This window comes from Micromonospora sp. CA-248260, assembly GCF_050942205.1.
GTDB classification, from domain to species: Bacteria; Actinomycetota; Actinomycetes; order Mycobacteriales; family Micromonosporaceae; genus Micromonospora; species Micromonospora antibiotica.
The window spans coordinates 6863855-6889782 of sequence record NZ_CP192021.1 but is presented as its reverse complement, the minus strand read 5'-3'; the positions used below and the strand labels follow the sequence as shown (position 1 = coordinate 6889782).

The 25928-nt window shown below is 71.9% G+C and carries 21 protein-coding genes and 1 pseudogene; 15 read left to right on the top strand and 7 right to left on the bottom strand.

Annotated elements, in window-relative coordinates; all coding sequences use genetic code 11:
* Positions 1-70: 70 nt before the first annotated feature.
* Complete coding sequence (locus ACQP2H_RS29985) at positions 71-241, bottom strand: putative ATP-grasp target RiPP (protein ID WP_208564974.1); 171 nt, start codon at positions 239-241, stop codon at positions 71-73.
* A gap of 132 nt (positions 242-373) precedes the next feature.
* Here ACQP2H_RS29985 and ACQP2H_RS29980 point away from each other — a divergent pair, with 132 nt between their 5' ends.
* The 4 genes and pseudogenes from ACQP2H_RS29980 to ACQP2H_RS29965 form a co-directional block, all read left to right on the top strand.
* Positions 374-1783, top strand: a complete 1410-nt coding sequence (locus ACQP2H_RS29980) for a helix-turn-helix domain-containing protein (RefSeq protein ID WP_208564973.1) — start codon at positions 374-376, stop codon at positions 1781-1783.
* Between the two features lie 345 nt (positions 1784-2128).
* Positions 2129-3610 (top strand): endo-1,4-beta-xylanase, encoded by a 1482-nt coding sequence (locus tag ACQP2H_RS29975; RefSeq protein WP_433229788.1) that lies wholly within the window; start codon positions 2129-2131, stop codon positions 3608-3610.
* 205 nt (positions 3611-3815) lie between these two features.
* The gene (locus ACQP2H_RS29970) at positions 3816-5357 is read left to right on the top strand and encodes a cellulose binding domain-containing protein (protein ID WP_357538251.1); all 1542 of its coding nucleotides are present in this window, start codon (positions 3816-3818) and stop codon (positions 5355-5357) included.
* 341 nt (positions 5358-5698) lie between these two features.
* Positions 5699-6358 (top strand): annotated as a pseudogene (locus tag ACQP2H_RS29965) (serine/threonine-protein kinase); the annotation flags it as partial.
* Here the strand turns inward: ACQP2H_RS29965 and ACQP2H_RS29960 are convergent.
* Complete coding sequence (locus ACQP2H_RS29960; protein ID WP_433233779.1) at positions 6244-6936, bottom strand: hypothetical protein; 693 nt, start codon at positions 6934-6936, stop codon at positions 6244-6246. The pseudogene ACQP2H_RS29965 and the gene ACQP2H_RS29960 overlap by 115 nt on opposite strands.
* 143 nt (positions 6937-7079) lie before the next feature.
* On the opposite strand from ACQP2H_RS29960, the gene ACQP2H_RS29955 reads away from it, so the two are divergent.
* From ACQP2H_RS29955 to ACQP2H_RS29945, 3 genes are all read left to right on the top strand, one after another.
* Positions 7080-7373, top strand: coding sequence for a hypothetical protein (locus tag ACQP2H_RS29955; protein WP_433233777.1), 294 nt, complete (start codon positions 7080-7082; stop codon positions 7371-7373).
* 453 nt (positions 7374-7826) lie between these two features.
* Positions 7827-8600, top strand: coding sequence for a hypothetical protein (locus tag ACQP2H_RS29950; RefSeq protein WP_357023216.1), 774 nt, complete (start codon positions 7827-7829; stop codon positions 8598-8600).
* 173 nt (positions 8601-8773) lie between these two features.
* Positions 8774-8920 carry a hypothetical protein gene (locus tag ACQP2H_RS29945; RefSeq protein WP_219465202.1) on the top strand — a complete coding sequence of 49 codons (147 nt, stop codon included), beginning with the start codon at positions 8774-8776 and terminating at the stop codon, positions 8918-8920.
* Here ACQP2H_RS29945 and ACQP2H_RS29940 read toward each other — a convergent pair.
* Positions 8910-9497, bottom strand: a complete 588-nt coding sequence (locus ACQP2H_RS29940) for a helix-turn-helix domain-containing protein (protein ID WP_363817256.1) — start codon at positions 9495-9497, stop codon at positions 8910-8912. The genes ACQP2H_RS29945 and ACQP2H_RS29940 overlap by 11 nt on opposite strands.
* A 47-nt stretch (positions 9498-9544) precedes the next feature.
* Between ACQP2H_RS29940 and ACQP2H_RS29935 the strand changes: the two genes are divergently transcribed.
* On the top strand, positions 9545-10330 hold the full coding sequence (locus tag ACQP2H_RS29935) for a class I SAM-dependent methyltransferase (RefSeq protein WP_363817253.1): 786 nt from the start codon (positions 9545-9547) through the stop codon (positions 10328-10330).
* A gap of 50 nt (positions 10331-10380) precedes the next feature.
* Here the strand turns inward: ACQP2H_RS29935 and ACQP2H_RS29930 are convergent, their stop codons facing one another.
* On the bottom strand, positions 10381-10725 hold the full coding sequence (locus tag ACQP2H_RS29930; protein WP_433229783.1) for a GlsB/YeaQ/YmgE family stress response membrane protein: 345 nt from the start codon (positions 10723-10725) through the stop codon (positions 10381-10383).
* A 393-nt stretch (positions 10726-11118) separates the two neighbouring features.
* Here ACQP2H_RS29930 and trpS point away from each other — a divergent pair, with 393 nt between their 5' ends.
* Positions 11119-12171, top strand: a complete 1053-nt coding sequence (gene trpS / locus ACQP2H_RS29925) for a tryptophan--tRNA ligase (RefSeq protein ID WP_357538292.1) — start codon at positions 11119-11121, stop codon at positions 12169-12171.
* Positions 12172-12260: 89 nt separating this feature from the next.
* On the opposite strand, the gene ACQP2H_RS29920 is transcribed toward trpS, so the two are convergent.
* Positions 12261-13112, bottom strand: a complete 852-nt coding sequence (locus ACQP2H_RS29920) for an SAM-dependent methyltransferase (protein ID WP_255597780.1) — start codon at positions 13110-13112, stop codon at positions 12261-12263.
* A 534-nt stretch (positions 13113-13646) separates the two neighbouring features.
* On the opposite strand from ACQP2H_RS29920, the gene ACQP2H_RS29915 reads away from it, so the two are divergent.
* From ACQP2H_RS29915 to ACQP2H_RS29890, 6 genes are all read left to right on the top strand, one after another.
* A complete protein-coding gene (locus tag ACQP2H_RS29915) occupies positions 13647-14693 on the top strand; it encodes an SMP-30/gluconolactonase/LRE family protein (protein ID WP_357538240.1) in 1047 nt (348 codons plus the stop codon).
* Between the two features lie 33 nt (positions 14694-14726).
* Positions 14727-16439 carry a PQQ-dependent sugar dehydrogenase gene (locus ACQP2H_RS29910; RefSeq protein ID WP_219465190.1) on the top strand — a complete coding sequence of 571 codons (1713 nt, stop codon included), beginning with the start codon at positions 14727-14729 and terminating at the stop codon, positions 16437-16439.
* A 208-nt stretch (positions 16440-16647) separates the two neighbouring features.
* Complete coding sequence (locus ACQP2H_RS29905) at positions 16648-20550, top strand: multifunctional oxoglutarate decarboxylase/oxoglutarate dehydrogenase thiamine pyrophosphate-binding subunit/dihydrolipoyllysine-residue succinyltransferase subunit (protein ID WP_433229778.1); 3903 nt, start codon at positions 16648-16650, stop codon at positions 20548-20550.
* A 423-nt stretch (positions 20551-20973) separates the two neighbouring features.
* Positions 20974-22086, top strand: a complete 1113-nt coding sequence (locus tag ACQP2H_RS29900) for an SGNH/GDSL hydrolase family protein (protein WP_219465188.1) — start codon at positions 20974-20976, stop codon at positions 22084-22086.
* Positions 22087-22189: 103 nt separating this feature from the next.
* Positions 22190-23479 carry a cellulose binding domain-containing protein gene (locus ACQP2H_RS29895; protein WP_433229775.1) on the top strand — a complete coding sequence of 430 codons (1290 nt, stop codon included), beginning with the start codon at positions 22190-22192 and terminating at the stop codon, positions 23477-23479.
* Between the two features lie 149 nt (positions 23480-23628).
* Positions 23629-24360, top strand: coding sequence for a response regulator transcription factor (locus tag ACQP2H_RS29890; protein WP_363818222.1), 732 nt, complete (start codon positions 23629-23631; stop codon positions 24358-24360).
* On the opposite strand, the gene ACQP2H_RS29885 is transcribed toward ACQP2H_RS29890, so the two are convergent.
* Positions 24294-25286: a polyphosphate polymerase domain-containing protein gene (locus ACQP2H_RS29885; RefSeq protein ID WP_433229772.1), complete on the bottom strand. Its 993-nt coding sequence runs from the start codon at positions 25284-25286 to the stop codon at positions 24294-24296. The two genes, ACQP2H_RS29890 and ACQP2H_RS29885, sit on opposite strands and share 67 nt — an antisense overlap.
* Positions 25283-25876: a DUF4956 domain-containing protein gene (locus ACQP2H_RS29880; RefSeq protein WP_219465185.1), complete on the bottom strand. Its 594-nt coding sequence runs from the start codon at positions 25874-25876 to the stop codon at positions 25283-25285. The genes ACQP2H_RS29885 and ACQP2H_RS29880 overlap by 4 nt, the downstream gene beginning before the upstream one ends.
* Positions 25877-25928: the final 52 nt, after the last annotated feature.

Here is a 25928-nt window from a genome sequence, read left to right as displayed (position 1 = left end):
GGTGCTCCGGGCGGGGGCCCGCCGACGGTCCGGCCACCGGGGGGTGGGCCGGATCGCCGACGGTGACGGATCAGAAGTCGGTGTCGGTGTCCGGTCGACCCCCGCCGGGGATGTCGTCGATGGTCTTCGACGAGCCCGCGCCGTTGCGCGGCAGCCCACCGAGCATCCCGGCGAGCTGCTCGTCGGCCAGCTCCACCCCGTCGGCGGGAATGGTGTCGATCTGTACGGTCCTGCGCTTCATGGTGTTACCTCTATCTGGTTCGCAACGCCGGCCGGCCGGCTGGACCGGCTGGTGCGAGCAGTCTGTGCCGACCGGGGTGAGCTGGGCACCAGGGAAATCCCCAGGGTTGGTCCCGGGTTCTACGCTCGGCCGGTGTCCACCGAGATCACGGCCGAGCGCCTGCTGTCGGCGGCCGACCGTGCCGACCCGGATCAGTCCGCGCGCCTGGTGTTCCAGGCGTTCCTCGCGCTGTCCCGCACCGCCGACCGCGACCGGTTGCTGGCGTTGCTGGACCGGGTGCGGCGGGCCCACGAGGTGAGCGGTTCGGCGCGGACCGAGCTGATCTACCGCACCCTGGCGGGGACGGCGGCGACCCGGGCCGGCCTCGCCGAGGGCCCGGAGCACCTCGACGCCGCCGTACGGATCTTCGACCGGCACGCCTTCGGTGACGACCCGGTGCTGGTCGAGTGTGCGCTGACCGCGGTGATGACCCTGATGCGTCCGCACGAGGCGCGGCGGTTCGCCCCGCTGCTGGCCGACCTGGACCTGACGCCGGTGGACCGGGCCCGGATGCTCGCGCTGATCGGGGTGGGCGACGCCTGGGCCGGCAACCTCGTCCGGGGCCAGGCCGAGCTGCGGGAGGCGGCCCGGTTGGCCGGGCAGTGCGGCAGCCTCGACGTGCAGGCCGAGGTGACCTCCTGGCTGGCCAAGTGCGACGCGCTGCGTGGTGACCTGGACGATGCCGCCGTCCACCTGGACCAGGCCCGCGAGCTGGCCGCGCGGGTCGGGTCGGCGTGGGTCGCCCACCACCTGCCCGAGTGCACGGCCGCGCTGGCGTTCGCCCGGGGTGACCGGGAGACCTGGGCCGGGCTGCTCGAACTCGTGGTGGCCACCGACGTCGGCGCGACCGCCGGCCTGCAGTACGAGCACCGCTGGGAGCTGGCCACCCATCACGCCCTGGCCGGCCGACCCGGGGTGGCCGGTGAACTGCTCGCCGGGGTCGACGACCCGCCCGTCTCCTGGCCGGGTGGGCCGGTGCTGCCGGCCTGGCGGGCCTGGATCCTCGACCCGGACGCGGTCGGGACGACGGCGGCGCTCACGGCTGCGCTCGACCTGCTGACCCGACCCACCGAGCAGCTGCTGGCCGCCCGGCTGGCCTGGCTGCTCGGCACGCACCACGGTCGGGCCGGCCGGCGGGGCGAGGCGGCCCGGTTGTTGGAGCAGGCGTGCGCGGGTTACGCCCGCACGGGTGCCGCCGGGATGCTGACGCTGGTGATGCGGGATCTCCGGGCGCTCGGCGGCGCACCCGTCGCGGGCCCGTCGGGGGTGGACCTCTCCCCGGTCGTCGGGCCGGTGTTCGGGGCGCCCCCGGGCGGGCCGACGTTGACCGAGGCGGAGGCCCGGGTCGCCACCGCGATCGCCAACGGGCTCAGCAACCGGGAGGCGGCCCAACGGCTCTTCCTGTCGGTCAAGACGATCGAGTTCCACCTCGGCAACATCTTCCGCAAACTCGGGGTCCGTAACCGCACCGAGCTGGCCACCCGGCGGGTCCGTGCCCGCTGAGGGCGACGTCTCCGGGTGGTCGGGCGGTGGCGCAGGGTGTCGGGTCGCCAGGACCCTCCCGACACCTGTCGCAGATCGAATGCATTCGATATAACATCACCGCAGGGCAGCGTCACCCCGCACGGGCGTACGACGCGGAGTGTTCGCGATCCACCGGGCGGACCGGGCAGCCGGCCGGTGGTCACCGATGAGGACGCGGCCGGGTGAGTGCCGGCCCGGCGTCCCCTGTGTCGTGCTGGTCCCGCGCGGCGAGTGCGGTGCTCCGGTCGTCGACCCCACAACGATCGGCCGGTTCCGTGTTGGTGCGGCGACGGACCAGACAGAACACCGAGAGGAAACGCACAGATGAACGACGTACCCGCTCCATCGAAACGCCTTACCAGGAGCAGCGTCAGGCTGCTGCTGGGCGGGGCCTGCGCCCTGGCGATCACCGTGACCTCGATGGTCGTGGCCACCACCGCCCAGGCCGACCTCAGCGGGCCGCCCGGGACCACGCTGAAGGCCGCCGCCGAGCGCAGCGGCCGGTACTTCGGTGCGGCCATGGGGGCGGACCGGCTCAACGACTCCGGCTTCCTCAACATCGCCAGCCGCGAGTTCGACATGATGACGGCCGTCAACGAGATGAAGCCGGACGCGACCGAGCCCAACCCCGGGCAGTTCGACTTCAGCAGGGGTGACGCGATCTACAACTGGGCCACCCAGCGCGGCATGCGGTTCCGGGGCCACACCCTGGCCTGGCACGCCCAGCAGCCGAGGTTCTGGGGCAGCCTGAGCGGCAGCGCGCTGCGGCAGGCGATGATCAGCCACATCAACGGCGTGATGGCCCACTACAAGGGCAAGCTCTACGCCTGGGACGTGGTGAACGAGGCGTACGCCGAGAACGGCAGCCGGCGGTCGTCGAACCTCCAGTCCACCGGCAACGACTGGATCGAGGTGGCGTTCCGCACCGCGCGGGCCGCCGACCCGTCGGTGAAGCTCTGCTACAACGACTACAACATCGAGAACTGGACGTACGCCAAGACGCAGGGCGTCTACAACATGATCAAGGACTTCAAGGCGCGCGGCGTGCCGATCGACTGCGTCGGTCTGCAGACCCACTTCACCGGGGGCAGCTCGCTGCCGGGCAACTTCCAGCAGACGCTGTCCAGCTTCGCCGCCCTCGGGGTGGACGTGGCGCTGACCGAGGTCGACGTCACCAACGCCTCGACCAGCCAGTACCAGGGCATGACCCAGGCCTGCATGAACGTCCCGCGCTGCGTCGGCATCACCACCTGGGGCATCCGGGACAGCGACTCCTGGCGGGGCAACGAGAACCCGCTGCTGTTCGACCGCAACAGCAACCCCAAGCCGGCGTACACCTCCGTCCTCAACGCCCTCAACGCGGCCTCCACCACGGTGCCGGGGACGACCACCCCGCCGCCCACCACCCCGCCGACCAGCGCTCCGCCGACCACCCCGCCCACCACGCCACCGACCACCCCGCCGACCAGCGCTCCGCCGACCACGCCGCCGCCCACCGGGCAGCCGGGTGGCTGCGCCGCGACGTACCGCACGGTCAGCAGTTGGAACGGTGGCTTCCAGGCCGAGATCATCGTGACCAACGGCTCCGCCGCCATCAGCGGCTGGACGGTGCAGCTGACGATGGCCAGCGGACAGACCATCGTCAACGTCTGGAACGGCACCAACACCGGCAACAGCGGCGCGGTGAGCATCCGCAACGCCTCCTACAACGGCGCCCTCGGCCCGAACGCCTCGACCACCCTCGGTTTCCTGGCCAACGGCAGCAGCAGCACCGCGCCCGGCAACATCTCCTGCGCCACCGCCTGATCCCCCGCACCACCGCCTGACGGCGGGCACACCACCCACGCCGACCGGGGCCGCAGCCACCAGCTCCGGACCCGGTCGGCGTGGGCCGGCCTGCGGCGACCGGGCGTCGTGGTCGACCAGGGTGTGGGCGGCGCCACCGTCGTGGCCGATTCTTGCCGATGCTTCTGCATGTTCCCGGGGCGGCGGAGTCACTTGACTCTTGGTCATGACGCAAACCTGGAAAGCGACCCCCCGCTCGGTGGTCGCCGGTGTGCTGCTCGGCACCACGGTGCTGGTCGGCCCACTGACGGCGGCCTCGCAGGCCGCGCCCAGCCAGCCGTTCGGCACGTCGGCGACGACGCCGACGTCCGAGAACGGCCGCTCCCTGCTCGACCTGATCCCGGCGCAGACCCGGGACCGGATGATCGCCCAGACCCCGCTCGTCGACGCCGCCAACGTCATCCGCACCGCCGTCGACGCCGGCACCCCGCGCGGCTACGCCGGCATCGGGCTGGTGGACGACCATGTCACGCTCTGGTGGAAGGGCACCCTGCCCAAGGACGTCGCGACGGCGGTGACGACCGCTCGCCGCACCGCCCCGGTCGAGGTGGTCGCGGCCACGTACTCCCGTACCGAGTTGAAGAAGGCGGCGGCGAAGCTCACCCCCGTGGTGGACGCCGACCCGAAGGACGCCGCGCACGCCGTCCGGCTCCGTACCGACGGTTCCGGCATCGAGGTCGCCGTCGACCCGAAGGCCGGCGCGAAGCAGCCGAAGCTGCCGGCGACCGGGGTCAGCACCCGGACGGTCGTCCGGGAGCGGATGGTCGAGCGGTCCCGTTACAACGACTCCGCGCCGTACGACGGCGGAATCGGCATCGGCCTGACCACGTACGCCTGCACCGCCGGCTTCGGTGTCCGCAACTACACGACCAACGTGGGCTACCTGCTCACCGCGGAACACTGCGGCCCCATCGGTCAGCCCTGGCACGTCGGTTGGAACACCAACACCAACACCGGCACGTTGATCGGCTACTCGGTCGCCAGCAACGACGACCACGACACCATGCTGGTGTCGACCTCGTCGCCGGGCAGCCACATCTATGTCGGTGGGCAGAACGACGAGGTACGCGCCCAGGTGACCGGCTGGACCCAGGTCTTCCCCGGTCAGCTGCTCTGCCAGTCGGGTTACACCTCGGCCGGTGAGATCGGCGGCCCGGTCTGCAACCTGCGGGTCGACTTCCACTACGACGACATCGAGGACCTGGTCGAGGCCACCCAGCTCGACGGCGACGAGTCGGCCCGGGGCGGCGACAGCGGTGGGCCGGTCTACTCGGTCAACGCCAACGGCACCGTCCTCGCGGCCGGCACCACCACCCGGTCGGCCGGTCCCGGCTTCGGCTTCCAGGACTTCGCCACCGCCCGGGACGACTACGGCGACATCCGGCCGGCCACCGCCCTCGCGAGCACCTGCCGGGTGTCGTACGTGGTGACCAACTCCTGGAACGCCGGCTTCAACGTCAGCGTCACCGTCTACAACGACGGCCCGGCCGTCAACGGGTGGTCGCTCGGCTGGACCTTCCCCGGCAGCCAGCTGGTCCAGGGCTACTGGAACGGCGTCCTCCAGCAGACCGGCGCTGCGGTCACGGTGGGCAACGAGAGCCACAACGCCAGCATCCCGACCAACGGGGCGGTCAGCTTCGGCTTCACCGCCAGCGGGTCCCCCACCGTGCCGGCACCCTTCAAGCTCAACGGCACCACCTGCAACTGACCCCCTCCCGGCCGTCCCTGGGCACCTCACAGGAAGCGGCGCAGCAGTCTGGTCGTCCGCCACGATCCGGGTGACCACGAAGAGGGCCCCGCCGGTCATCCCGGCGGGGCCCGTCGTGTTCGTCCGCGCCGGTGGGCCCGCCGACGGCACCGGCGGTCCCGGGCTGGCGGGCGATAGGCTGCCGACGGTGTCCGAGTGATCTGAGGGGTACGCGTGAGTGGCGCAACGGTTCGCGGGCTGGTCGTGGTCTGCGGGCAGCCGACGTGAACGACGGGTTGCGTCCCGGCGACCCGGCCCGACTCGGGGGGTACGAGCTGCTCGACCGCCTCGGTGAGGGGGGCATGGGCAGTGTCTTCCTGGCCCGGTCGCCGCAGGGACGCCGGGTGGCGGTGAAGGTCGTCCGTCCGGAGTTGTCCCACGACGACGAGTTCCGGGGCCGGTTCCGCAGTGAGGTGAACCGGGCCCGCCAGGTCCCGCCGTTCTGCACCGCCGAGGTGCTGGACGCCGACCCGGACCACGACCCGCCCTACCTCGTGGTGGAGTACGTCGAGGGCCCCAGCCTGGCCCAGGTGATCCGCGACGGTGGGCCGCTGGGCTCGGCGCAACTGCACGGCATCGCGGTCGGGGTGGCCACCGCGCTCACCGCGATCCACGGTGCCGGGGTGATCCACCGGGACCTGAAGCCGGCGAACGTGCTGGTGGCACCCGGCGGGATCAAGGTCATCGACTTCGGGATCGCGCGGGCGTTCGAGGCGACCAGCCAGCACACCCGGACCCACCAGATGGTCGGGACCGTCTCGTACATGGCGCCGGAGCGGTTCGACACCGCGTCCGGTCGGGCGGTGGGCCCGGCCGCGGACATCTTCGCCTGGGGTGCCGTGGTCGCCTACGCCGCGACGGGCCGGAATCCGTTCGGGGGTGATTCCGCGACCGCGACAGCGATGCGGATCCTCACCCAACCGCCGGACCTGACCGGTCTGCGGGGGCCGTTGCGGGAGTTGGTCTCCCGGGCGCTGGAGAAGGACCCCGACGTGCGGCCCACCGCGCGGGAGCTGCTCGACGGGCTGTTGACGGTCACGGCCCCGGCGGGCGATCCGGCCTCGGCGGGTGTTCCGGCCTCGGCGGGTGTTCCGGCCTCGGCGGGTGTTCCGGCCCCGGCGGGTGTTCCGGCCCCGCCCGTCGCGCCGTCCTCCGCCGGTGCCGACCGGCCGTCGGCCGGGTCGCCGGCACCGGTCGCGGCAACCGGCGTCCCCGGCGACGGCCCGGGTGATCCGGCGTCGGCGTCGGGTGGCTCGGGCGAACCGTCGGCGGCGGGGGTGGACGTGGCGGGTCGACGGGTCTCGTCCCGGCGTCGCCTGTTGGTCGGGGTGGGAGCGGCCGTCGCGGTGGTCGCGGTGCTGGTGTCGGTCGCGGTGTTCGGCCCGCGACTGGTCGGCGACCGGTCGACCCCGGATCCGACCGGCGCGGCAGCCGGTGGGCCGACGACGGGTGGCCCGACGACCACCGCATCCGGATCGGGTACGCCACCCGCGTCGCCGTCCGCCGCGTCGCCGTCCGCCCCGGACCGTACCCGGGCCATCCTGGCCGGGCAGCGGCAGATCCTGCTGCACGTGGTGGAGATCGACCGTGACCTCTCGCTGCCGTTCGACGGTGTGGTGGGGGTCGGCGACGGGACCACGCCGGACGCCCGTTTCGTGCTCGACCCCGGTCGGCGTCGACTTCATGATCAGGTCGCTGAACCCGCAGATCGCCCACCGGCCCTGCCTCGGCGTCAAGCTCGACGCGCAGGGGTACGCCTCCCTGGTGGGCACCGACTGCGAGCCGACCGCGGCGACGCTCTTCGGGATCTCCCGGGAGGGCAAGGACGACAAGGGGCGACTCGCCTACGCCATCGTCAGCGAGCAGTACGGCGTGGTGCAGTGGAGCCCGTCCCAGAAGAAGATCTATGTGGAGGTCCTCGGCGACGCCCCGGTGGGCACCACGTTCAGCCTGGTCGACCGGGGCGCGGTCGGCTAGCTGGGGAGCCGTGCGCCGCGACCCGGTCGGGTGGGGGGCGGTGCCGACCGGGCTCCGCGGGCCGGGAGCGACCGGCTCGCCCGGGCCCACCAGGCGTGCTGATGTCTGTCGATGTTGCCTGATCGGATCCGGTCGTGCTGGAATGGCTCAGATCGCCGCAGCACGGGGGCAACCGCGCTGGCAACGGTGAGCACGGGAGCAGCGCAGTGCCGGCACCGCGCCAGTTCGGCAGCCGCGGGTGCCGCATCGCCGGGCCAGCACCAACGGCGACGGGCAGGTGTCCCGTCGTCGGTGTCCCCGCCTCGCCTTCCCGTACCCGCCGAGACCGCCCCACCTCTGACCGCCATGGGCGTCCGACGCGCCCGGGACGAGGCCGGTGGTGCTCGGGCCGGCCGGGATTTCCCGCTGAGCCCTGCCCGCGTGGTGGGGGTCGGCCGTCATGGAGGAAAGACCATGCGCAGTCTCCTCGCGGTGTTCACCGCCGCCCTGATCCTCGGCACCGCAGCCGGCAGTGTCCCGGCCGGCCCGTCGACGGCCGCCGAGCGGTCGTGCCCCCGTGGCCTGCTGTTCTGTGAGGACTTCGACCGGCTGCCCCTCGGGGGTCCCCGCACGGTGAACTGGGGCGTCGACACCCGCCACGGCACGCTCACCGTCGAGCGCGCCCGGCGCGGCAACCAGGTGCTGCACCTGCACACGGTCGACAACGGACGCGCCTTCCTGCGGGTCGACGACTTCGCCGCGCCCGGCAACCGCTTCTACGGGCGGATGCGGCTGCGGGTCGACGCCTTCCCCACCGCCCCGGACTGGGCGCACTTCACGCTGGTCGAGGCGACCGGCACCGGCAGCACGGAGGTCGTCCGCCCGGTCGGCGGCCAGTACGCGCCGACCGTCCCCGGCACCTTCTGGGGGGTGGGCGCCGACGGTGGCCCGACCGGCGACTGGACCAACTGGCGGGAGTCCGCCCCGGTCGTCGAGGACACCTGGCAGTGCTTCGAGTGGCAGCTCGACCCGGCGGACAACCGGGTCGCCGTGTGGATCGACGGCGTGGCGAACCCGGACCTGACCGCCTCCACCACCGCACACGGCGGCAACGACGTGCCCTTCGTGTTGCCCACGGTCGACACCGTGAAGATCGGCTGGCAGCTCTACCAGGGTGGCACGACCCCGGGCGCGTTCGACCTGTGGATCGACGACATCGCCCTGTCCACCAAGCGGCTCGGCTGCTGACACCTGCCGGTTGCGCCCTCCGGGCGGGACGACGATCCGTCGTCGTCCCGCCCCGGACGGGTGTAGGGCGGGACAGGTCGACCCGGGACGGTTGCCCGGGGGTGGGTTTCCCGACCGGGCTGTCCGGGGTAGAGAGCATCCCGCCCGTTCGTCAACCTCCTGAGGGGACAGTCATGTCGGCACAGGCGTTTCTCTATGTCATCGCGGTCATCCTGCTCGTGCTCGCCGCCCTGCCGATCCCCACCCGGGGGTTCTCGCTGGCCCTGCTCGGGGCGGCGTGCGCGCTGCTGGCCTACGCCTGGCCGGTGATCACCGCCTAGCCGCCGGGCGGCCCGGATGCGGCGGGTGTGGGCCGAGGTGGCTGCGCTCGCCCTCGTGGTCGAGGATGCAGAGGATCTCGGCCGGGCCGTCGTGCGCGCCGAACGCGTGCGGGACCAGGGTGGAGAACTCGGCGGCCTCGTTCGTGCCGACGAGGATCGTCCGGTCTCCGAGGCGCAGCTCGATGGTGCCGGAGAGCACGGTGAACCAGTCCCGGCCCGGGTGCACCCGCAGGTCGGTCGGGACGTCCCGGGTGATCCGCAGCTTGGCGACGGTCTGGTTGCTGTCCCGGGAGAGCAGCCAGGTGGTGACGCCCCGGTCCTCGTCGCAGTGTGGACGGATCACGACGTCGTCGTCGGCGTCGGACTCGACCAGCCGGTCGAGGGTGATGCCCAGCACCCGGGCGATCGTGGCGATCTGGTCCAGGGCGACCCGCCGGTGTCCGGTCTCGATCCGGCTGAGCGTGGACGGGCTGATCAGGCAGCGGTGGGCCAGCTCGTCCAGCGACCAGCCTCGGGCCACCCGCAGGCTGCGGATGCGCTGCCGGACCAGGGTCTCCAGATCCTTGTCTTGCCTCATAGGCAAGATGCTATGCCAGCGAGGCATGGTCGGGCTACCGTTTCCCCATGGCACACGACCATCTCATCGAGCTGCTCGACCTGGACGCGGAGGTGCTCCACGAGTATTTCCGCGACGTGATCGGCTGGGTCGGCCGCGAGGCCACCGCGCAACCCCACGTCGTCGACCTCGGTGCCGGCACCGGCACCGGCTCCCTCGCCCTCGCGCGGGAGCTGCCCGGCTCCACCGTCACCGCGGTCGACCTCTCCCCGGAGATGCTGTCCCACCTGCGTGACCGGGCCGACGCGGCCGGGCTGGGCGACCGGATCCGCACCGTCGAAGCCGATCTCGACCAGCCCTGGCCCGACCTCGGGCCGGTCGAGGTGATCTGGGCCGCCGCGTCGATGCACCACATGAAGGATCCGGCGACCGCGCTCGCGTCCGCGTACGGCATGTTGCGGCCGGGCGGTCTACTGGTGATCGCCGAACTGGAATCGTTCCCGCACTTCCTCACCGGCACCCCGGACGAGGAGGTGGAGCGGCGCTGGCACGCCGAGGCGGCGAAGCGGCGGCAGGAGGCGGGCCTGCACATGCACGAGAACTGGGGCGAGCGGATGAGGCAGGCCGGATTCACCTCGGTCACCGAGCGGCACTTCGACATCGACCTGCGTCCACCGGTACCGGCCGCCACCACCCGCTACGCGCAGGCCACGCTGAGCCGGATGCGCCACGGGCTGGAAGGGCGGCTCCCCGCCCTGGACCTCGCCGCGCTGGAGCAGACCGTGGCAGGTCTGGCGACCCGTGCCGACCTCAGCGTCCGTACCGGGCGGACGGTCTGGCTGGCCCGCCGCTGACGCACCGGTTCCGTACCGCCCGGCCGTGGCCCCGCCCGACCCGCACCCGGTCAGCTCCGGGTGCGGGTCCTGGTCCGGGTCGGTCGCCGGCGGTCGTCGTCGCCACCGGCGAGCCGCGTGTAGGTGAGCATGTTCGCCACGGCGACACCGACCACCCCGAAGCCGACCTGGAGCGCGAGCACGATCCAGTCCCAGCGCAGCACCCAGACCTGCACCGGAGCGTCGTCGGCGATGCCCAACGCCCGGGCGACCACGGTGCCGAGCACGGTCGCACCGACACCGATGACGAAGGTGGCGAAGACACCGATCCGTTGCCGGCCGGGCAGCACCAGCCGACCGAGCAGGCCGACGAGGGCACCGATGAGCACCGCACCGAGATAACCGGTCACCAGCATCGAGTCACTCCCTCCCGAGGGTGGGGGAGTACATGCCCGCCCGGCGTACCACCGGAAACCTCCGCACCGCGCGCCCGGCCCGGGTCGGACCGGGCCGCGCGGGGCACCGCAGGCCCGCGCCGACCGGCCACGTCCGGCGTGCGCCCGCCGGCACAGCGAGGTGTCCTTCAGGTACGCCCACCGCGTCGGGCCGGTCCAGTGGTGGCAGGTCAACGCCTCGGACGGTCATCCGGTCCCCGCCGATTCGGTGCGCGGTCGGAATCGCGTCGCCGGTGTCCGAAGTGGGGTCCGTGTCATCATGGCGTCGAGACCGACCCTTCAGGAGATGGTGTGAATTCCGCCGTACCCCAGACCGAAGATGCCGGTGCCGCTGCCTCAGCCCGGCCGACCGACGTGCTCGGGACATCCGCCGCGCAGGCCCGCAGCGCCGCGCTGGAGGAGCTGATCCGTAAGGACCCGGGGCAGTTCCGGGTGCTCACCGGTGACCGTCCCACCGGCCGCCTGCACCTCGGTCACTTCTTCGGCACGCTGCACAACCGGGTCCGGCTCCAGGAACTCGGGGTGGAGCTGTTCGTGGTCATCGCGGACTACCAGGTCCTCACCGACCGCGACGTGGCGGACAATCTGCTCCAGCACGTCGAGGAACTGGTCCTGGACTACCTGGCCATCGGGGTGGACCCGGCCCGCAGCACGATCTTCACGCACGGGGCGGTGCCGGCGCTCAACCAGTTGATGCTGCCGTTTCTCAGCCTCGTCTCGGTGTCGGAACTCAACCGCAATCCCACCGTCAAGGACGAGATCTCGCATTCGCGGCAGTCCGCCGTCAGCGGCCTGATGTTCACCTATCCCGTCCACCAGGCCGCCGACATCCTGTTCTGCAAGGCGAATCTGGTGCCGGTCGGCCAGGACCAGCTTCCGCACCTCGAACTCACCCGGACGATCGCCCGTCGTTTCAACGACCGGTACGGCTGCGGCAAGGCGGTGTTCCCCCAGCCCGACGCGCTGTTGTCGAGTGCTCCGCTGCTGCTCGGCACGGACGGCACCAAGATGAGCAAGAGCCGGAACAACGCCATCACCCTGGCCGCCACCGCCGACGAGACCGCCCGCCTGGTCAAGGGGGCCAAGACCGACTCGGAGCGGCACATCAGCTACGACCCGGCCACCCGACCGGAGGTGTCGTCGCTGCTGCTGCTGGCGGGCCTGTGCCAGGGGCGTACCCCGGAGCAGGTGGCCGCCGACATCGGGTCGGCGGGGGCGGCGGCGCTCAAGAAGGTCGTCACCGAGTCGGTCAACGAGTACCTGGCCCCGATCCGGGCCCGTCGGGCCGAGTACGGGCAGGACCGCGCCCACCTGCGGGCCATCCTGGGTGAGGGCAACGAGCGGGCGCGCGCGGTCGCCGACGCCACCCTCGCCGAGGTGCGGGCGGCGATGAACACCTGCTACTGACGTCGGCCGTGGCCGGTGGCGTGCTCGGGGAGCCGGCCGCCGGCCACGGGTGTGGCCGGCGGCAGGTCACCGACGGCAGTGCCCGACGTTCAGACCTTGCGGGCCACCCCACCGACGATGGTGTGGTAGGTGGCGGTCTGCCGGGAGTCGTCCTCGCCGTCCGGGTGCCACTCGGCCAGCGGGACCAGCCCGGGCGGGATCAGCTCCAGGTCGCCGAAGAAGCCGAGGATCTCGTCGCGGGTACGCCACCGGCCGGTGCCCAGCGTCTCGTTGAAGACCTTCTCCACCGCCCGCGCCTTCGCGGAGACCTCGGGCTGGGTCTCGCCCGGGTCGTAGAAGTGCGAGATGGCCAGGTAGCTGCCGGTGGGCAGGGCGTCGATCAGCCGGCGGGCCACCCCGGCGGGATCGTCGTCGTCGTGCAGGTGGTGCAGGATCGCCAGGAGCAGCAGCCCGACCGGCTGGTCGAAGTCGATCAGCTTGCGGTCGCGCATCTCCGCCAGCAGCTCGTCCGGCTGCCGGACGTCGGCACCGACCACGGTGGTGGTCCGGGCGTCGGCGAGCAGGGCCCGGCCGTGGGCGAGGGCCATCGGGTCGTTGTCCACGTAGACCACCCGGGCGTCCGGGTCGACCTGGTGGGCGATCTCGTGCACGTTGCCCCGGGTGGGCAGGCCGGAGCCGAGGTCGAGGAACTGGCGGATGCCGGCTTCGGCGGCCAGGTAGCGGACCGACCGGCGCAGGAAGGCCCGGCAGGCCCGCCCGGCCTCCGGACCGTCCGGGGTGACCTGCATCGCCATCTGGGCGGCCTCCCGGTCGACCGCGAAGTTGTCCTTGCCGCCGAGGTAGTAGTCGTACACCCGGGCGATGCTGGGCCGGGTGGTGTCGACGCCCGGCGGCGCCACCTTGTCGCTCGTCAACGCTTCGATCCCTCCGAACAGGGCCATGGTCGGTGAATACTGGCGGGGAGACCACGACACCCATGGCTGCCGAACCGGTGCCGGCCCACGACGTGGGCCGGATCTGCCCTGAGGGTAGATGAGCGCGCTCCCATCGTCGATTCCGCCTCTGTCGGTAACGCGGCAGGAGAGTGCGAATCAGGACTGTCGGTGCGTTTGCGCGACCCGATCGGCGTCCACAGTCGACCGGTCCACGATGGTCGGCGGCGGAACGTCTCCGCCGTTGCGGCGACGGGCCGCGCCGGAGCGACCGGACGGACGCGGGGAGATCCATCGACCAGATCCGATCACCATGTGGACCGGCCCGGTGGCCGGTGTCCGGAAGTTCCCGGCGGTCCATCGGTATTGACCAGCATCTTAGTAAGAAATCCGGATCATTGCCGGGATCGGTGGATCGCCACCCATGCGGTGGGGTGGTTCCTAATTTATGCTGCCCGTGACACATCGATACCGGTGTATCAATGCCGGTGCCACCCCGCGACCGCCAACGACGGCCGCTCCGTTCGCCGATCGGAGTTCCCGATGGTCCTGCAACCGGCCGCCACCGTGCTGGCCAGCCTCCTGCTCGCCCTGCCCGCCGCCGTCCCGGCGGGCCCCGACACCGCGCCCGCACCGTCGGCCGGTCAGCCCGCCGCCCTCGCCGGCCCACCCGGCGCACCGCCCGGTGTCTGCCCGACCGGCACCGGATACGGCCCGCCGCTGCCGTCGACCTCGGTCACGGCCACGAAGATCCGTGGCGGCTTCGCCTTCCTGGAGGGCCCCGTCTGGATCGCCGACCGGGGCTACCTGCTCTTCTCCGACATGGCCGCGGCGACCGGGTCGGAGTGGGTCCAGCCGTCCACGATCAGGCGGTTCACCCCGCCGGCCACCTTCGACACCTTCCTCGGCAACGCCGGCAGCAACGGGCTCGCGCTCACCCCCGACGGGCAGCAGCTCGTGGCCGCCACGCACGACCAGCGCAGCGTCTCGACCTACCGGCTCGACAACCTGGCCCGGGGGGTCGTCGCCGGCAACTACCAGGGCCGGGCGTTCAACTCGCCGAACGACGTGGCGGTCCGCTCCGACGGCGTCGTCTACTTCACCGACCCCAACTTCCAGCGCGGCAACCGCCCCGACCAGATGGGCGGGCGGACCAGCGTCTTCCGTGTCTCGAACGGCCAGGTGTCGCTGGTCGACGACGCGCTGCGCCAGCCCAACGGCATCGCGCTCTCCCCGGACGGCGGCACCCTCTACGTCGGCGCCTACGGCGAGAACAAGATCTACAAGTACGCCGTCCAGCCCGACGGGAGCACCGGCCCCCGCAGCGTGTTCGTCAACTACGTCGGGGGTCCGGACGGCGGCACGATCGACTGCGCCGGCAACGTCTACTGGACGTCCGGCGGCGACGGGCTGGTGCACGTCTACTCGCCCACGGGCAGCCAGCTCGGCACGATCCGGTCCGGCCCCAGCGGCACCACCAACGTGGCGTTCGGCGGGTCCGACCGGCGCACCCTCTTCGTCACCTCGGGCCGTACCAACGACTCCGGCCTGTACAGCGTGCGGCTCAACGTGCCGGGCTACCCGTACTGACCACGACCAGGCTCTGAGAAAGGGACGTATCGCGTGCGAATCAGTCCTCGTCATGCCACCCTGGCCCTGTTGACCAGCGCCTGCACCATCCTGGCCGGCGCACCCGTCTCCGCCGGCCCGCCGACCGGGACGACCGCGCCGACCGGGACGACCCTCGCCCGGGCCGCCGCCGACACCCGGCCGCCCACCGCGCCGGGCTACCTGCGCAGCAGCAGGCTGACCTGTCAGTCCGTCACGCTCACCTGGTCCGCGTCCCGGGACGACGTCGGCGTCGCGTACTACGACATCTACCACGACGGCCAGCTGGTCACCTCGGTAGCCGGCAACACGCTCACCGCCACCCTCACCGTCGCCCAGGGCGTCACCTGGGGGTGGTACGTCAACGCCCGGGACGCCGCCGGCAACGTGTCGCAGGCCAGTGCCACGCTCTCCGTGACACCGCCGTTCTGCCAGTCGGACACCCAGCGGCCCACCACCCCGACCAACCTCGCCGGCACCGCCAACGGCACCGACGTGACCCTGACCTGGACGGCGTCCACCGACAACGTGGCGGTCACCCGGTACGACATCCTGCGCGGCGGGGTGACGGTCGGCTCGGTCACGGGCACGGCCGCCAACCCGCCGGCGACCTCGTTCACCGACACCGGGCTGGCCGCCGCAACCGATTACCAGTACACGGTCGTCGCCCGGGACGCGCAGGGCAACACCTCCACGGCGAGCAGCGCGGTGACCGTGCGCACCGGGTCGGCCTGCACCAGCGCGGTCTGCGGCACGACGGTGGTCACCACCGAGCGGGACCTGCCGTGGGGGCTGGTGCAACTGCCCGACGGCACGGTGCTCTACGGCCGGCGCGACCTGTTCGACGTCGTCGCGATGAACCCGGACGGCAGCAACAAGCGCAGCATCGGCACGGTGCCCAACGTGGCCGGCACCAACGGCGAGGGCGGGGTGCTCGGCCTGGCCGTGTCGTCGAGTTTCACCACCGACCGCTGGCTGTACATCTACCACACCACCACGACCGACAACCGGATCGTCCGCATCCGCTACGACGGCACGTTGCAGACCGGCACGGTGCAGGTGCTGGTCACCGGCATCCCGCGCAACAAGTACCACAACGGCGGGCGGCTGCGCTTCGGCCCCGACGGGATGCTCTACGCCGCCACCGGCGACGGGCAGAGCCCGGACCGCGCCCAGGACGTCAACGACCTGGGCGGCAAGGTGCTGCGGGTACGCCCCGACGGCACCGTGCCGTCGGACAACCCGTTCGGCAACGCGGTGTGGAGCTACGGGCACCGCAACCCGCAGGGGCTGGCGTTCGACTCCCGGGGCCGGCTCTTCGAGCAGGAGTTCGGCAACAACGTCATGGACGAGACCAACATCATCGTCCGGGGCGGCAACTACGGGTGGCCGGCCTGCGAGGGCACGGTGGGGTCCTGCGCCAACCCGAACTTCATCGCCCCGGTACGCACCTACCCGGTGGCGGAGGCGTCGTGCAGCGGCCTGGCCATCGTCCGGGACGTGCTGTATCTCGGCTGCCTGCGGGGCAACCGGATGTACCGGGCGGTGATCAGTGGGAACACCCTCACCGACGTGCAGCAGTACTTCGTCGGCACGTACAGCCGGCTGCGGACCGTCGAGCCGACCCTCGACGGGAACCTGTGGTTGACCACGAGTACCGGCGGCGACAAGGACAGCATTCCCAACAACAGCAACGAGCGGATCCTCAAGGTGACCCTGGGCAGGTAGCCGGGTCCGCTGCGCGTCCGGTAGCCGCGACCGCGTACCACCGGACCACCACCTGCGGTGCGGTCGCCGACCATCCCGGTCGGCGACCGCACCGGCCCGGGCCCGCACCCGAGCCCTGGCGGAGCGGGACCGGACTTCCGGTGGAGCGGGATCTGCCGGTGGGCCGTGTCCACAATGCTGGGACGTGGCGGCGTAGCCTGAATCGGACGTGGTTTCCGTCCACCGTGATGAGACCGTCGCGTGCCGTCAATCTGAGGTGAAAGAGGCGAACCCGGCTGTGTCGACCCAGCAGACCTCGCAGGACAATCCGCTCGCGGATTTCGGTCCCAACGAGTGGATCGTCGACGAGATGTACCAGCGCTATCTGGCCGATCCGACGAGCGTCGACCATGCCTGGCACGACTTCTTCGCCGACTACCGACCGCCACCGGCCACGCCCACCCCGCCACCGGCCTCGACCGCCCCGCCAGAGGACGCGGCCACCCCGCCTCAGGACACCACCCCGCCAGAGGGCGGGGCCGCGCGAGAGGGCGGGGCCGCGCCGCGGGCGGCGGCTGCGCCGGATGTGGTGAGGCCCGCGGACGCCCACGCCGGGGCGGCGACCGGGGCGAGCGCACCGACCCCGCCGACCGCCCGGGCCGGGCAGGCTCCCGCGTCCGGCGAGCGGGCCGGGTCGCCCGGTGGGCGGTCCGGCGGAACCCGGGCGACCGGTGGGAAGACCTCCGGCGGTGGCGCGGCGGGTGACCCGGCCACCGCCGCGAGCACGGTCCCGCTGCGCGGGGTCGCGGCCCGCATCGTGCAGAACATGAGCAGCTCGCTGCATGTGCCGACCGCCACCAGTGTCCGCGCCGTGCCGGCCAAACTGCTGGTGGACAACCGCATCGTGATCAACAATCATCTCGCCCGGGGCCGGGGTGGCAAGGTCAGCTTCACCCACCTGATCGGTTGGGCGCTGGTGCGCGCGGTCGTCGCGCATCCGGAGATGAACAACTCCTACGCCGAGGTGGACGGCAAGCCCGCGCTGGTGCAGCCGGAGCACGTCAATCTCGGTATCGCCATCGACCTGGCCCGGCCGGACGGGACCCGCACCCTGGTCGTACCGTCGATCAAGAAGTGCGAAAGCATGGACTTCCGGCAGTTCTGGCAGGCGTACGAGGACGTGGTCCGGCGGGCCCGGCGCGGCGAGCTGACCATGGAGGACCACTCGGGCACGACGATCTCGCTGACCAACCCGGGTGGCATCGGCACCGTGCACTCGGTGCCCCGGCTGATGCCCGGCCAGAGCGCGATCATCGGCGTCGGCGCGATGGAGTACCCGGCGCCGTACTCGGGCATGTCCGACGAGACGCTTGCCGACCATGGCATCAGCAAGGTCACCACGTTGACCAGCACGTACGACCACCGGGTGATCCAGGGCGCGCAGTCCGGCGAGTTCCTCAAGACGGTCCACGAGTTGCTGCTCGGTGAGCACGGCCTCTACGACGACATCTTCACCTCGCTGCGCATCCCGTACGAGCCGGTGCGCTGGATGCGGGACGTGGCCCGGACCTCCGAGGGGCAGATCGACAAGGCCGCCCGGGTGATCGAGCTGATCCACGCCTACCGGGTGCGCGGGCACCTGATGGCCGACACCGATCCGCTCGAGTTCACGATCCGCCGGCACCCCGACCTGGACGTCCTGCAACACGGCCTGACCCTGTGGGACCTCGACCGGACCTTCCCGGTCGGTGGCTTCGCCGGCCGGCAGAAGATGCGGCTGCGCGACGTGCTCGGCGTCCTGCGGGACACCTACTGCCGCCGGGTCGGCGTCGAGTACATGCACATCCAGGAGCCGGAGGAGCGTCGCTGGATCCAGGAGCGCATCGAGATCAGGTACACCAAGCCGGACCCGGACGAACAGCAGCACCTGCTCAACCGGCTCAACGCCGCCGAGGCGTTCGAGACCTTCCTGCAGACCAAGTACGTCGGTCAGCGTCGCTTCTCGCTGGAGGGTGGCGAGTCGCTGATCCCGCTGCTCGACGAGGTGCTCCAGGCCTGTGCCGAGGGCGGCTTCCACGAGCTGGTCATCGGCATGGCCCACCGGGGCCGGCTCAACGTGCTCGCCAACATCGTCGGCAAGCCGTACGAGAAGATCTTCAACGAGTTCGAGGGCCAGATGGACCCGGACTCGGCGCACGGCTCCGGCGACGTGAAGTACCACCTCGGGCAGACCGGCAGGTACACCACGCCCGACGGCCAGCACTGCACCACCGTCAGCGTGGTGGCCAACCCGTCGCACCTGGAGGCCGTCGATCCGGTGCTGGAGGGCATCGTCCGGGCCAAGCAGGACCGGCTCGACCTGGGCCTGGAGGGCTACACGGTGCTGCCGGTGCTGGTGCACGGTGACGCCGCGTTCGCCGGGCAGGGGGTCGTCGCCGAGACGCTCAATCTGTCCCAGCTGCGTGGCTACCGCACCGGCGGGACCGTGCACGTGGTGGTCAACAACCAGGTCGGCTTCACCACCGCCCCGGAGTACAGCCGTTCGTCGCTCTACTGCACCGACGTGGCCCGGATGATCCAGGCGCCGATCTTCCATGTCAACGGCGACGACCCGGAGGCGGTGATCCGGGTCGCCCGGCTGGCCTTCGAGTACCGCCAGGCGTTCAACAAGGACGTCGTGATCGACCTGGTCTGCTACCGCCGCCGTGGGCACAACGAGGGCGACGACCCGTCGATGACCAACCCCCGGATGTACGAGATCATCGATGCCAAGCGCAGCGTCCGGAAGATCTACACCGAGGAGTTGATCGGCCGGGGCGACATCACCGTCGAGACCGCGCAGCAGCAGCTCCGCGAGTACCAGGCTGAGCTGGAGCGGGTCTTCAAGGCCAGCCGGGACGTGGCCGTCGCGCCGTCGCGGGCCCGCCCGTCCTGGTCCGCGGCGCCCGAACAGCAGGTCGACACCGCCGTCGACGCGGCGGCCGTCCGTGCGGTCGGCGAGGCGCACCTGCACCTGCCGGAGGGGTTCACCGCGCACAAGCGGGTCCAGCAGGTGTTGCAGCGGCGGGCGCGGATGGCGGTCGAGGGCGGTATCGACTGGGGCTTCGGTGAGCTGGTCGCCTTCGGCTCGCTGCTGAGCCAGGGCGTCACCGTCCGGTTGGCCGGCCAGGATTCGCGACGCGGCACGTTCACCTCACGGCACGCCGCGGTCGTCGACGCGGCCACCGGGGAGTCGTACCTGCCGCTGTCCCGCCTGGCCACCGGCGACGCCCGGTTCTTCGTGCACGACTCGCTGCTGAGCGAGTACGCCGCCATGGGCTTCGAGTACGGCTACTCGGTGGAGAACCCCGATGCGCTGGTGCTCTGGGAGGCGCAGTTCGGTGACTTCGCCAACGGTGCGCAGTCCATCATCGACGAGTTCCTCTCCTCCGGCGAGCTGAAGTGGGGTCAGCGGTCGTCGCTGGTGCTGCTGCTGCCGCACGGGCAGGAGGGGCAGGGGCCGGACCACTCGTCCGGGCGGCCGGAGCGCTTCCTGCAACTGTGCGCGCAGGACAACATGCGGGTCGCCATCCCCAGCACCCCGGCCAACTACTTCCATCTGCTGCGCCGGCAGGCCCTGTCGGCCAAGCGCAAGCCGCTGGTGGTCTTCTCGCCGAAGTCGCTGCTGCGGCACCGGCTCTGCGTCTCGGACGTGGCGGCCTTCACCACCGGCGGTTTCCAGCCGGTGCTGGACGACGGCGGGCCGGGTGTCGAGGCGCCGTCCGCCGAGAGGGTCAGGCGGGTGCTGCTCTGCTCCGGCAAGGTCTACTACGACCTGGTGCAGGCCCGCGCCGACCGCGGCATCGGCGACACCGCCATCGTCCGGCTGGAGCAGCTCTACCCGCTGCCGGTCGGGGAACTCCGGGCGGTGCTCGACCGGTACCCCCACGCGGAGGACGTCGCCTGGGTGCAGGAGGAGCCGGCCAACCAGGGTGCCTGGTCGTTCGTGGCGCTCAACCTGGTGGAGCACCTGGACGGGGTGCGGCTGCGCCGCATCTCCCGTCCGGCCGCCGCCGCCCCGGCGGTCGGCTCCGCCAAGCAGCACGAGGTCGAGCAGGCCGCGATCATCGACGCGGCGCTGCCGCAGCCCTGAGGTACGGGTGACGAACGGACGGGGCGGCTCGCCGGTGTGGTGAGCCGCCCCGTCCGTCAGGGTTCGGGTGGTGGGGTCAGCCGGTGACCTCGGTCGTGGCGTACGTCTCGCGGAGCGGACGGGTGTCGCGGTGTCGGCCCGTCCGGGTGCCCGATCGCCTTCCGTCGGGGGTGGCTGGTGGGCCGAACTGGACCAGGTCAGCGACAAGTATTTACAATGGTCTTTGTTAACGCTCACACCCGTCCCGGTGCCGAGACCACCTCGTCCTGTCGAGGTGGCGATCGGCGTGTGCCCGGCGGGACCGGCGGCCGGCGGGCTGTCCGGTCCGGCCGCCCCGCGTCACCGACGTGCCGCCCCTCACCACGGTGGCCGTCCGACCGGCCCACGCCCTCGGCCAGCTCCACCGATCCAGGGGAGAAATCCATGCGAACGAGGGCACGATGGCTCGCGGCGCTCGCCGTACTCGGCGTCATGACCGCCGGGGTGGTGACACCGACCGGCCCCGCCCACGCCGAATCCAACGGCGGGGTACGGGTGATGCCGCTCGGCGACTCCATCACCGAGGGCACCCAGGTGCCGGGCGGCTACCGGATCGGGCTCTGGCAGCGCCTCGCCGCCGGCCGGTACACGATCGACTTCACCGGATCGCAGTTCAACGGGCCGGGCAGCCTCGGTGACCACGACCACGAGGGGCACCCCGGCTGGCGCATCGACCAGATCGACGCCAACATCGTCGGCTGGCTGAACAACCAACGGCCGCAGACCGTGCTGTTGCACATCGGCACCAACGACATCCTGCAGAACTACAACGTGGGCACCGCGCCGAACCGGCTCTCCACCCTGATCGACCGGATCACCACCACCGCACCCACCGCGGAGGTGTTCGTCGCGCAGATCATCACGCTCTCCAACGGCAACCAGGCGGCGGCCGCGCGTACCTTCAACGCGGCGATCCCGGGCATCGTGCAGAGCAAGGTGAACGCCGGCAAGCGGGTGCACCTGGTCGACATGCAGAGCGCCCTGTCCACCGCCGACCTGATCGACGGCATCCACCCCACCTCCGGCGGCTACGACAAGATGGCCGCCCGCTGGTACAGCGCCCTGCAGTCGGTGCCCGGCAGCATCGGCAACCCGGGCAACAGCGGCGGACAGACCACCACGATCGTCGGCACCCCCTCGGGCCGGTGCGTCGACGTGCCCGGTTCCGCCACCACCAACGGGCTCCAGCTGCAGCTCTGGGACTGCCACGGCGGCACCAACCAGCAGTGGACGTACACCTCCGGCCGGGCGTTGACCGTGCTCGGCACCAAGTGCCTGGACGCCGCCGGCTACGGCACCACCCCGGGCACCCTGGTCACCACGTACGACTGCCACGGCGGCACCAACCAGCAGTGGAACCTCAACGCCAACGGCACCATCACCGGCGTGCAGTCCGGCCTCTGCCTCGACGCCAACGGCGGGGCCACCGCCAACGGCACGAAGCTCGTCCTGTGGACCTGCAACGGCCAGGCCAACCAGCAGTGGAGCCGGCGGTAGTCCGCAGCCCCGTCAACCGAAGGAGAGGCCCGAAGTGACGCTACCGGCAGATCGACCCCCGACCCCACCCCCGGCCGGCCGCCGGACCTCCGTACCCCGGTTCGTGAGCTGGCTCTCGGCCGGCCTCGCGGTGCTCCTCGGTCTCGTGGCGACCGCGAGCATGCCGCACGCCGCGGCGGCGGCGGCGGACAACCCCTACCAGCGTGGCCCGGACCCGACCCCGGCGAGTGTGGCCGCCACCCGGGGGCCGTTCGCCACCACGCAGGCGACCGTGCCGGCGGGCAACGGCTTCAACGGCGGGTTCGTCTACTACCCGACCGACACCAGCCTGGGCACCTGGGGCGCGGTGGCGATCGTGCCCGGGTACTCCGCCCTGTTCGCCAACGAGGAGGCCTGGATGGGCCCCTGGCTGGCGTCCTTCGGTTTCGTGGTGCTCGGGATCGAGACCAACAGCCGGACCGACGGTGCTGACGCCCGGGCCACCCAGCTGCTCGCGGGGCTGGACTACCTCACCCGGACCAGCCCGGTGCGCAACCGGGTGGACCCCAACCGGCTCAGCGTGATGGGCCACTCCGCGGGCGGGGCCGGCACCCTGCTGGCGGCGCTGCGGCGGCCGTCGCTGCGGACCGCTGTCGGCCTCGCCCCGGGTACGCCCGGCAACAACCTGAACATGTCGACCACCCAGGTCCCCACCCTGCTCCTGTCGGGGCAGAACGACGGCACCGTCACCCCGTCCTACGTGCAGGGCATCTACAACACGCTGCCCGCCGGGGTGGAGCACGCCTGGGCGGAGCTGGCCGGCAACGACCACCTGTCGTTCACCCGGTCGAACCCGACCGAGATGCGGCTGCTGATCCCCTGGCTCAAGATCTTCCTGGACTACGACACCCGCTACACCCAGTTCCTCTGCCCGCTGGCGAACAGCACCGGCGTCTCCCGGTACAGCTCCACCTGCCCCCTGGTGCCGCCGGGCGGGCCGACGACCCCGCCGACGACCCCGCCGCCCACCACCCCGCCGCCGACCACGCCTCCGCCCACCACCCCGCCGCCCACCACGCCTCCGCCGACCACCCCGCCGCCGACGACCCCGCCGCCCGGCACCGCCTGCACCGCGACGTACCGCACGATCGGCTCGTGGTCGGGTGGCTTCCAGGCTGAGGTCACGGTGACGGCCGGCAGCGCCGCCGTCGACGGCTGGACCGCCCGTTGGCAGTTGGGCAGTGGACAGGGCATCAGCCAGGTCTGGAACGGCACGCTGAGCACCAGCGGCTCGACCGCGACCGTCCGCAACGTCTCCTACAACGGTGCGCTGGCCCCCGGCACCTCGACGACCTTCGGCTTCCTCGGCACCGGCACGCCGACCAGCCCGTCGCCGACCTGCACCAGCCCCTGAGTGCGTCGGTCGCCCACCCGTCGGCACGACGGGTGGGCGACCCGGTGCGCCACGGGTGGCACGACCGGCAGGTTGCTCACAGCTGATCCACAGCCGACTGCGAGGCCACTCCCCACCATGTCCCGTACGAACAGTGCGTGATTACCCCGATGCCCAGGGTGCTCGTCGTGGACGACGACCCCCATCTCCGGGCGCTGCTCTCGGCGACGCTGGGAAGGCACGACTTCGAGGTCCGGGTGGCCTCCGGCGGCCGGGAGGCGCTGGTCGTGGCGGCGGACTTCGAACCGCACCTGGTGGTGCTCGACGTGGTGCTGCCGGATCTCGACGGTCTCCAGGTCGCACGGAGCCTGCGTGCGGGTCCCGGTCCGGGAGTGCCGGTGCTGTTCCTCACCGCCCGTGACGAGGTGGCCGACCGCATCGCCGGGCTCACCGCCGGGGCCGACGACTACGTCACCAAGCCGTTCAGCCTGGAGGAGCTGGTGCTGCGGGTGCGGGCGGTGCTGCGCCGCTACCGGGCGGATCAGGGCACCCAGGACGGCGGGTTGCTGCGGTACGCCGACCTGGAGCTGGACGAGCAGGCCCACGAGGTACGCCGGGGCGGGCACCCGGTGCCGCTGTCGCCCACCGAGTTCAACCTGCTGCGGTTCCTGCTCGCCAACGCGGGCCGGGTGGTCAGCAAGGCGCAGATCCTCGACGGGGTGTGGAACTACCGCTTCGGTGGCGACGGCCGGATCGTCGAGTCGTACGTCTACTGCCTGCGGCGGAAGATCGACCGCTGGGACCCGCCCCTGATCCACACCGTCCGGGGTGTCGGTTACGCGTTACGGCTGCCCCCGCGGGCGCAGGATGCGGCGGGGTCTGTTGCGGGGCCGCCCCGGTGAGACGTCTCCTGGCGCGCGCCCGGATCCCCGTGGAGGGTGGGGTGGAAGTGCCGACGTAGGGTGCGCTGCCAACGCCCGGCGGGCAGGTCGGGGTCGAGGGCGGCCAGCCCGGTCGCGTACTTGGAGATGGCCACCGGGCGGTGACCCTGCCGCCAGAGCAGCCGGTCGACGTGGGAGGCGGTGGAGCCGGTCTTCGTCTCGATGATGGCCAGTTCGGGCAGCGCCAACCGACGGCCCCGGTGATCCTCCCAGCGCAACGCGACGTCGATGGTCGCCCGGCTCGCGGTAGCCGGTAGATAGAGCGTGCTGCGCAGGTAGCTGGTGGTGAGGGTCGGCGCGAAGGTCAGGGTGGGGCCGGTGCGCAGCGCCGCGAGCACCCCGTCGACGAACGACCGCCCGGGGGTGAGGGTGCCGCTGTCGTCGGGACGGTAGGGCAGCCGTTCCTTGACCGTGCCGCCCCGGGTGCCCTCCGTCTTCACCTCCAGCCAGCAGAGGCCGGAGTCGAGGTACGTCCTCGTCCTGATCTTGAAGCGGCGGCGGCGTCGGCGGGCGGTGAGCCGGAAGCTGACCAGGTCGGCGGTGTCGAAGTAGATCGACTCGTAGCGGAACGCGCGCCTGCCGTCGATCTCCAGCACCTGGTCGGTGTGGTCGAGCCCGGCGAGCAGGTGCGGCAGCTCGGCGAGCGGAAGGAGGTACTTGCGGTCGAACCGGGTCTGTAGCGCGGCGCGTTCGGTCAGTTCCGCGAGCCCGATCGGCGTGAGCTGGGCCAGCGCACCGGTGAGCGGGGTCAGGACCGCGGTGGGCGGGGTCAGCGCCGCGGTGGGCGGGATCAGGGCCGCGGTGGGCGGGATCAGGGCCGCGGTGGGCGGGATCAGGGCCGCGGTGGGCGGGATCAGGGCCGCGGTGGGCGGGTCGGGGGCGGTCACCGGGCGGTGCCCGCGTCGACCGGCCGCCGCCCGCCGGTGGCGGTGACCCTGGGCCGCGAGTAGCGGACGTCCACGATCGTGGTGTCGTTGACCAGGTCGACGCGCTCGACGTTGACGTTGTGCACCCGGGCGCCGAGCAACTGCTCCAGGTGTGCGGTGAGGGCGACCGAGTCGGTGACCGCGCTGTCCAGCACGATGACGTGCCGCCGGTACCGGCGCAGCAGTCGGGGGTGGTCCCCGACGAACATCACGGCGAGGATCAGCACCGTCAGCGCGCCGACCGTCAGGACCGAGGTGCCGGAGAGCGGGCCGAGGATGCCGAGCGCGAGCGCCGAGAAGTAGTACGCCACCTCGTGCTGGTCGAGTTCCGTGGACCGGAGCCGGATGATCGACAGCACCCCGAACAGCCCCAGCCCGAGCCCGGCGCCGACGGTGCTGCTGCTCAGTGAGCTGGCCACGGCGAACACGCCGACGTTGACGCCGAGGTAGGCGACCACCAGGTCCCGTCGTCGGTGGCGCGGGAAGTACAGCGCGAAGACGAGCAGGACCACGGCGACCAGGTCCACTCCGGCCAGGACCAAGCGCGACATATTTGCTCCTTGGGGTGTCCGCCGGCCGTTTGCCGTGTGCGGCGTCCGGCGG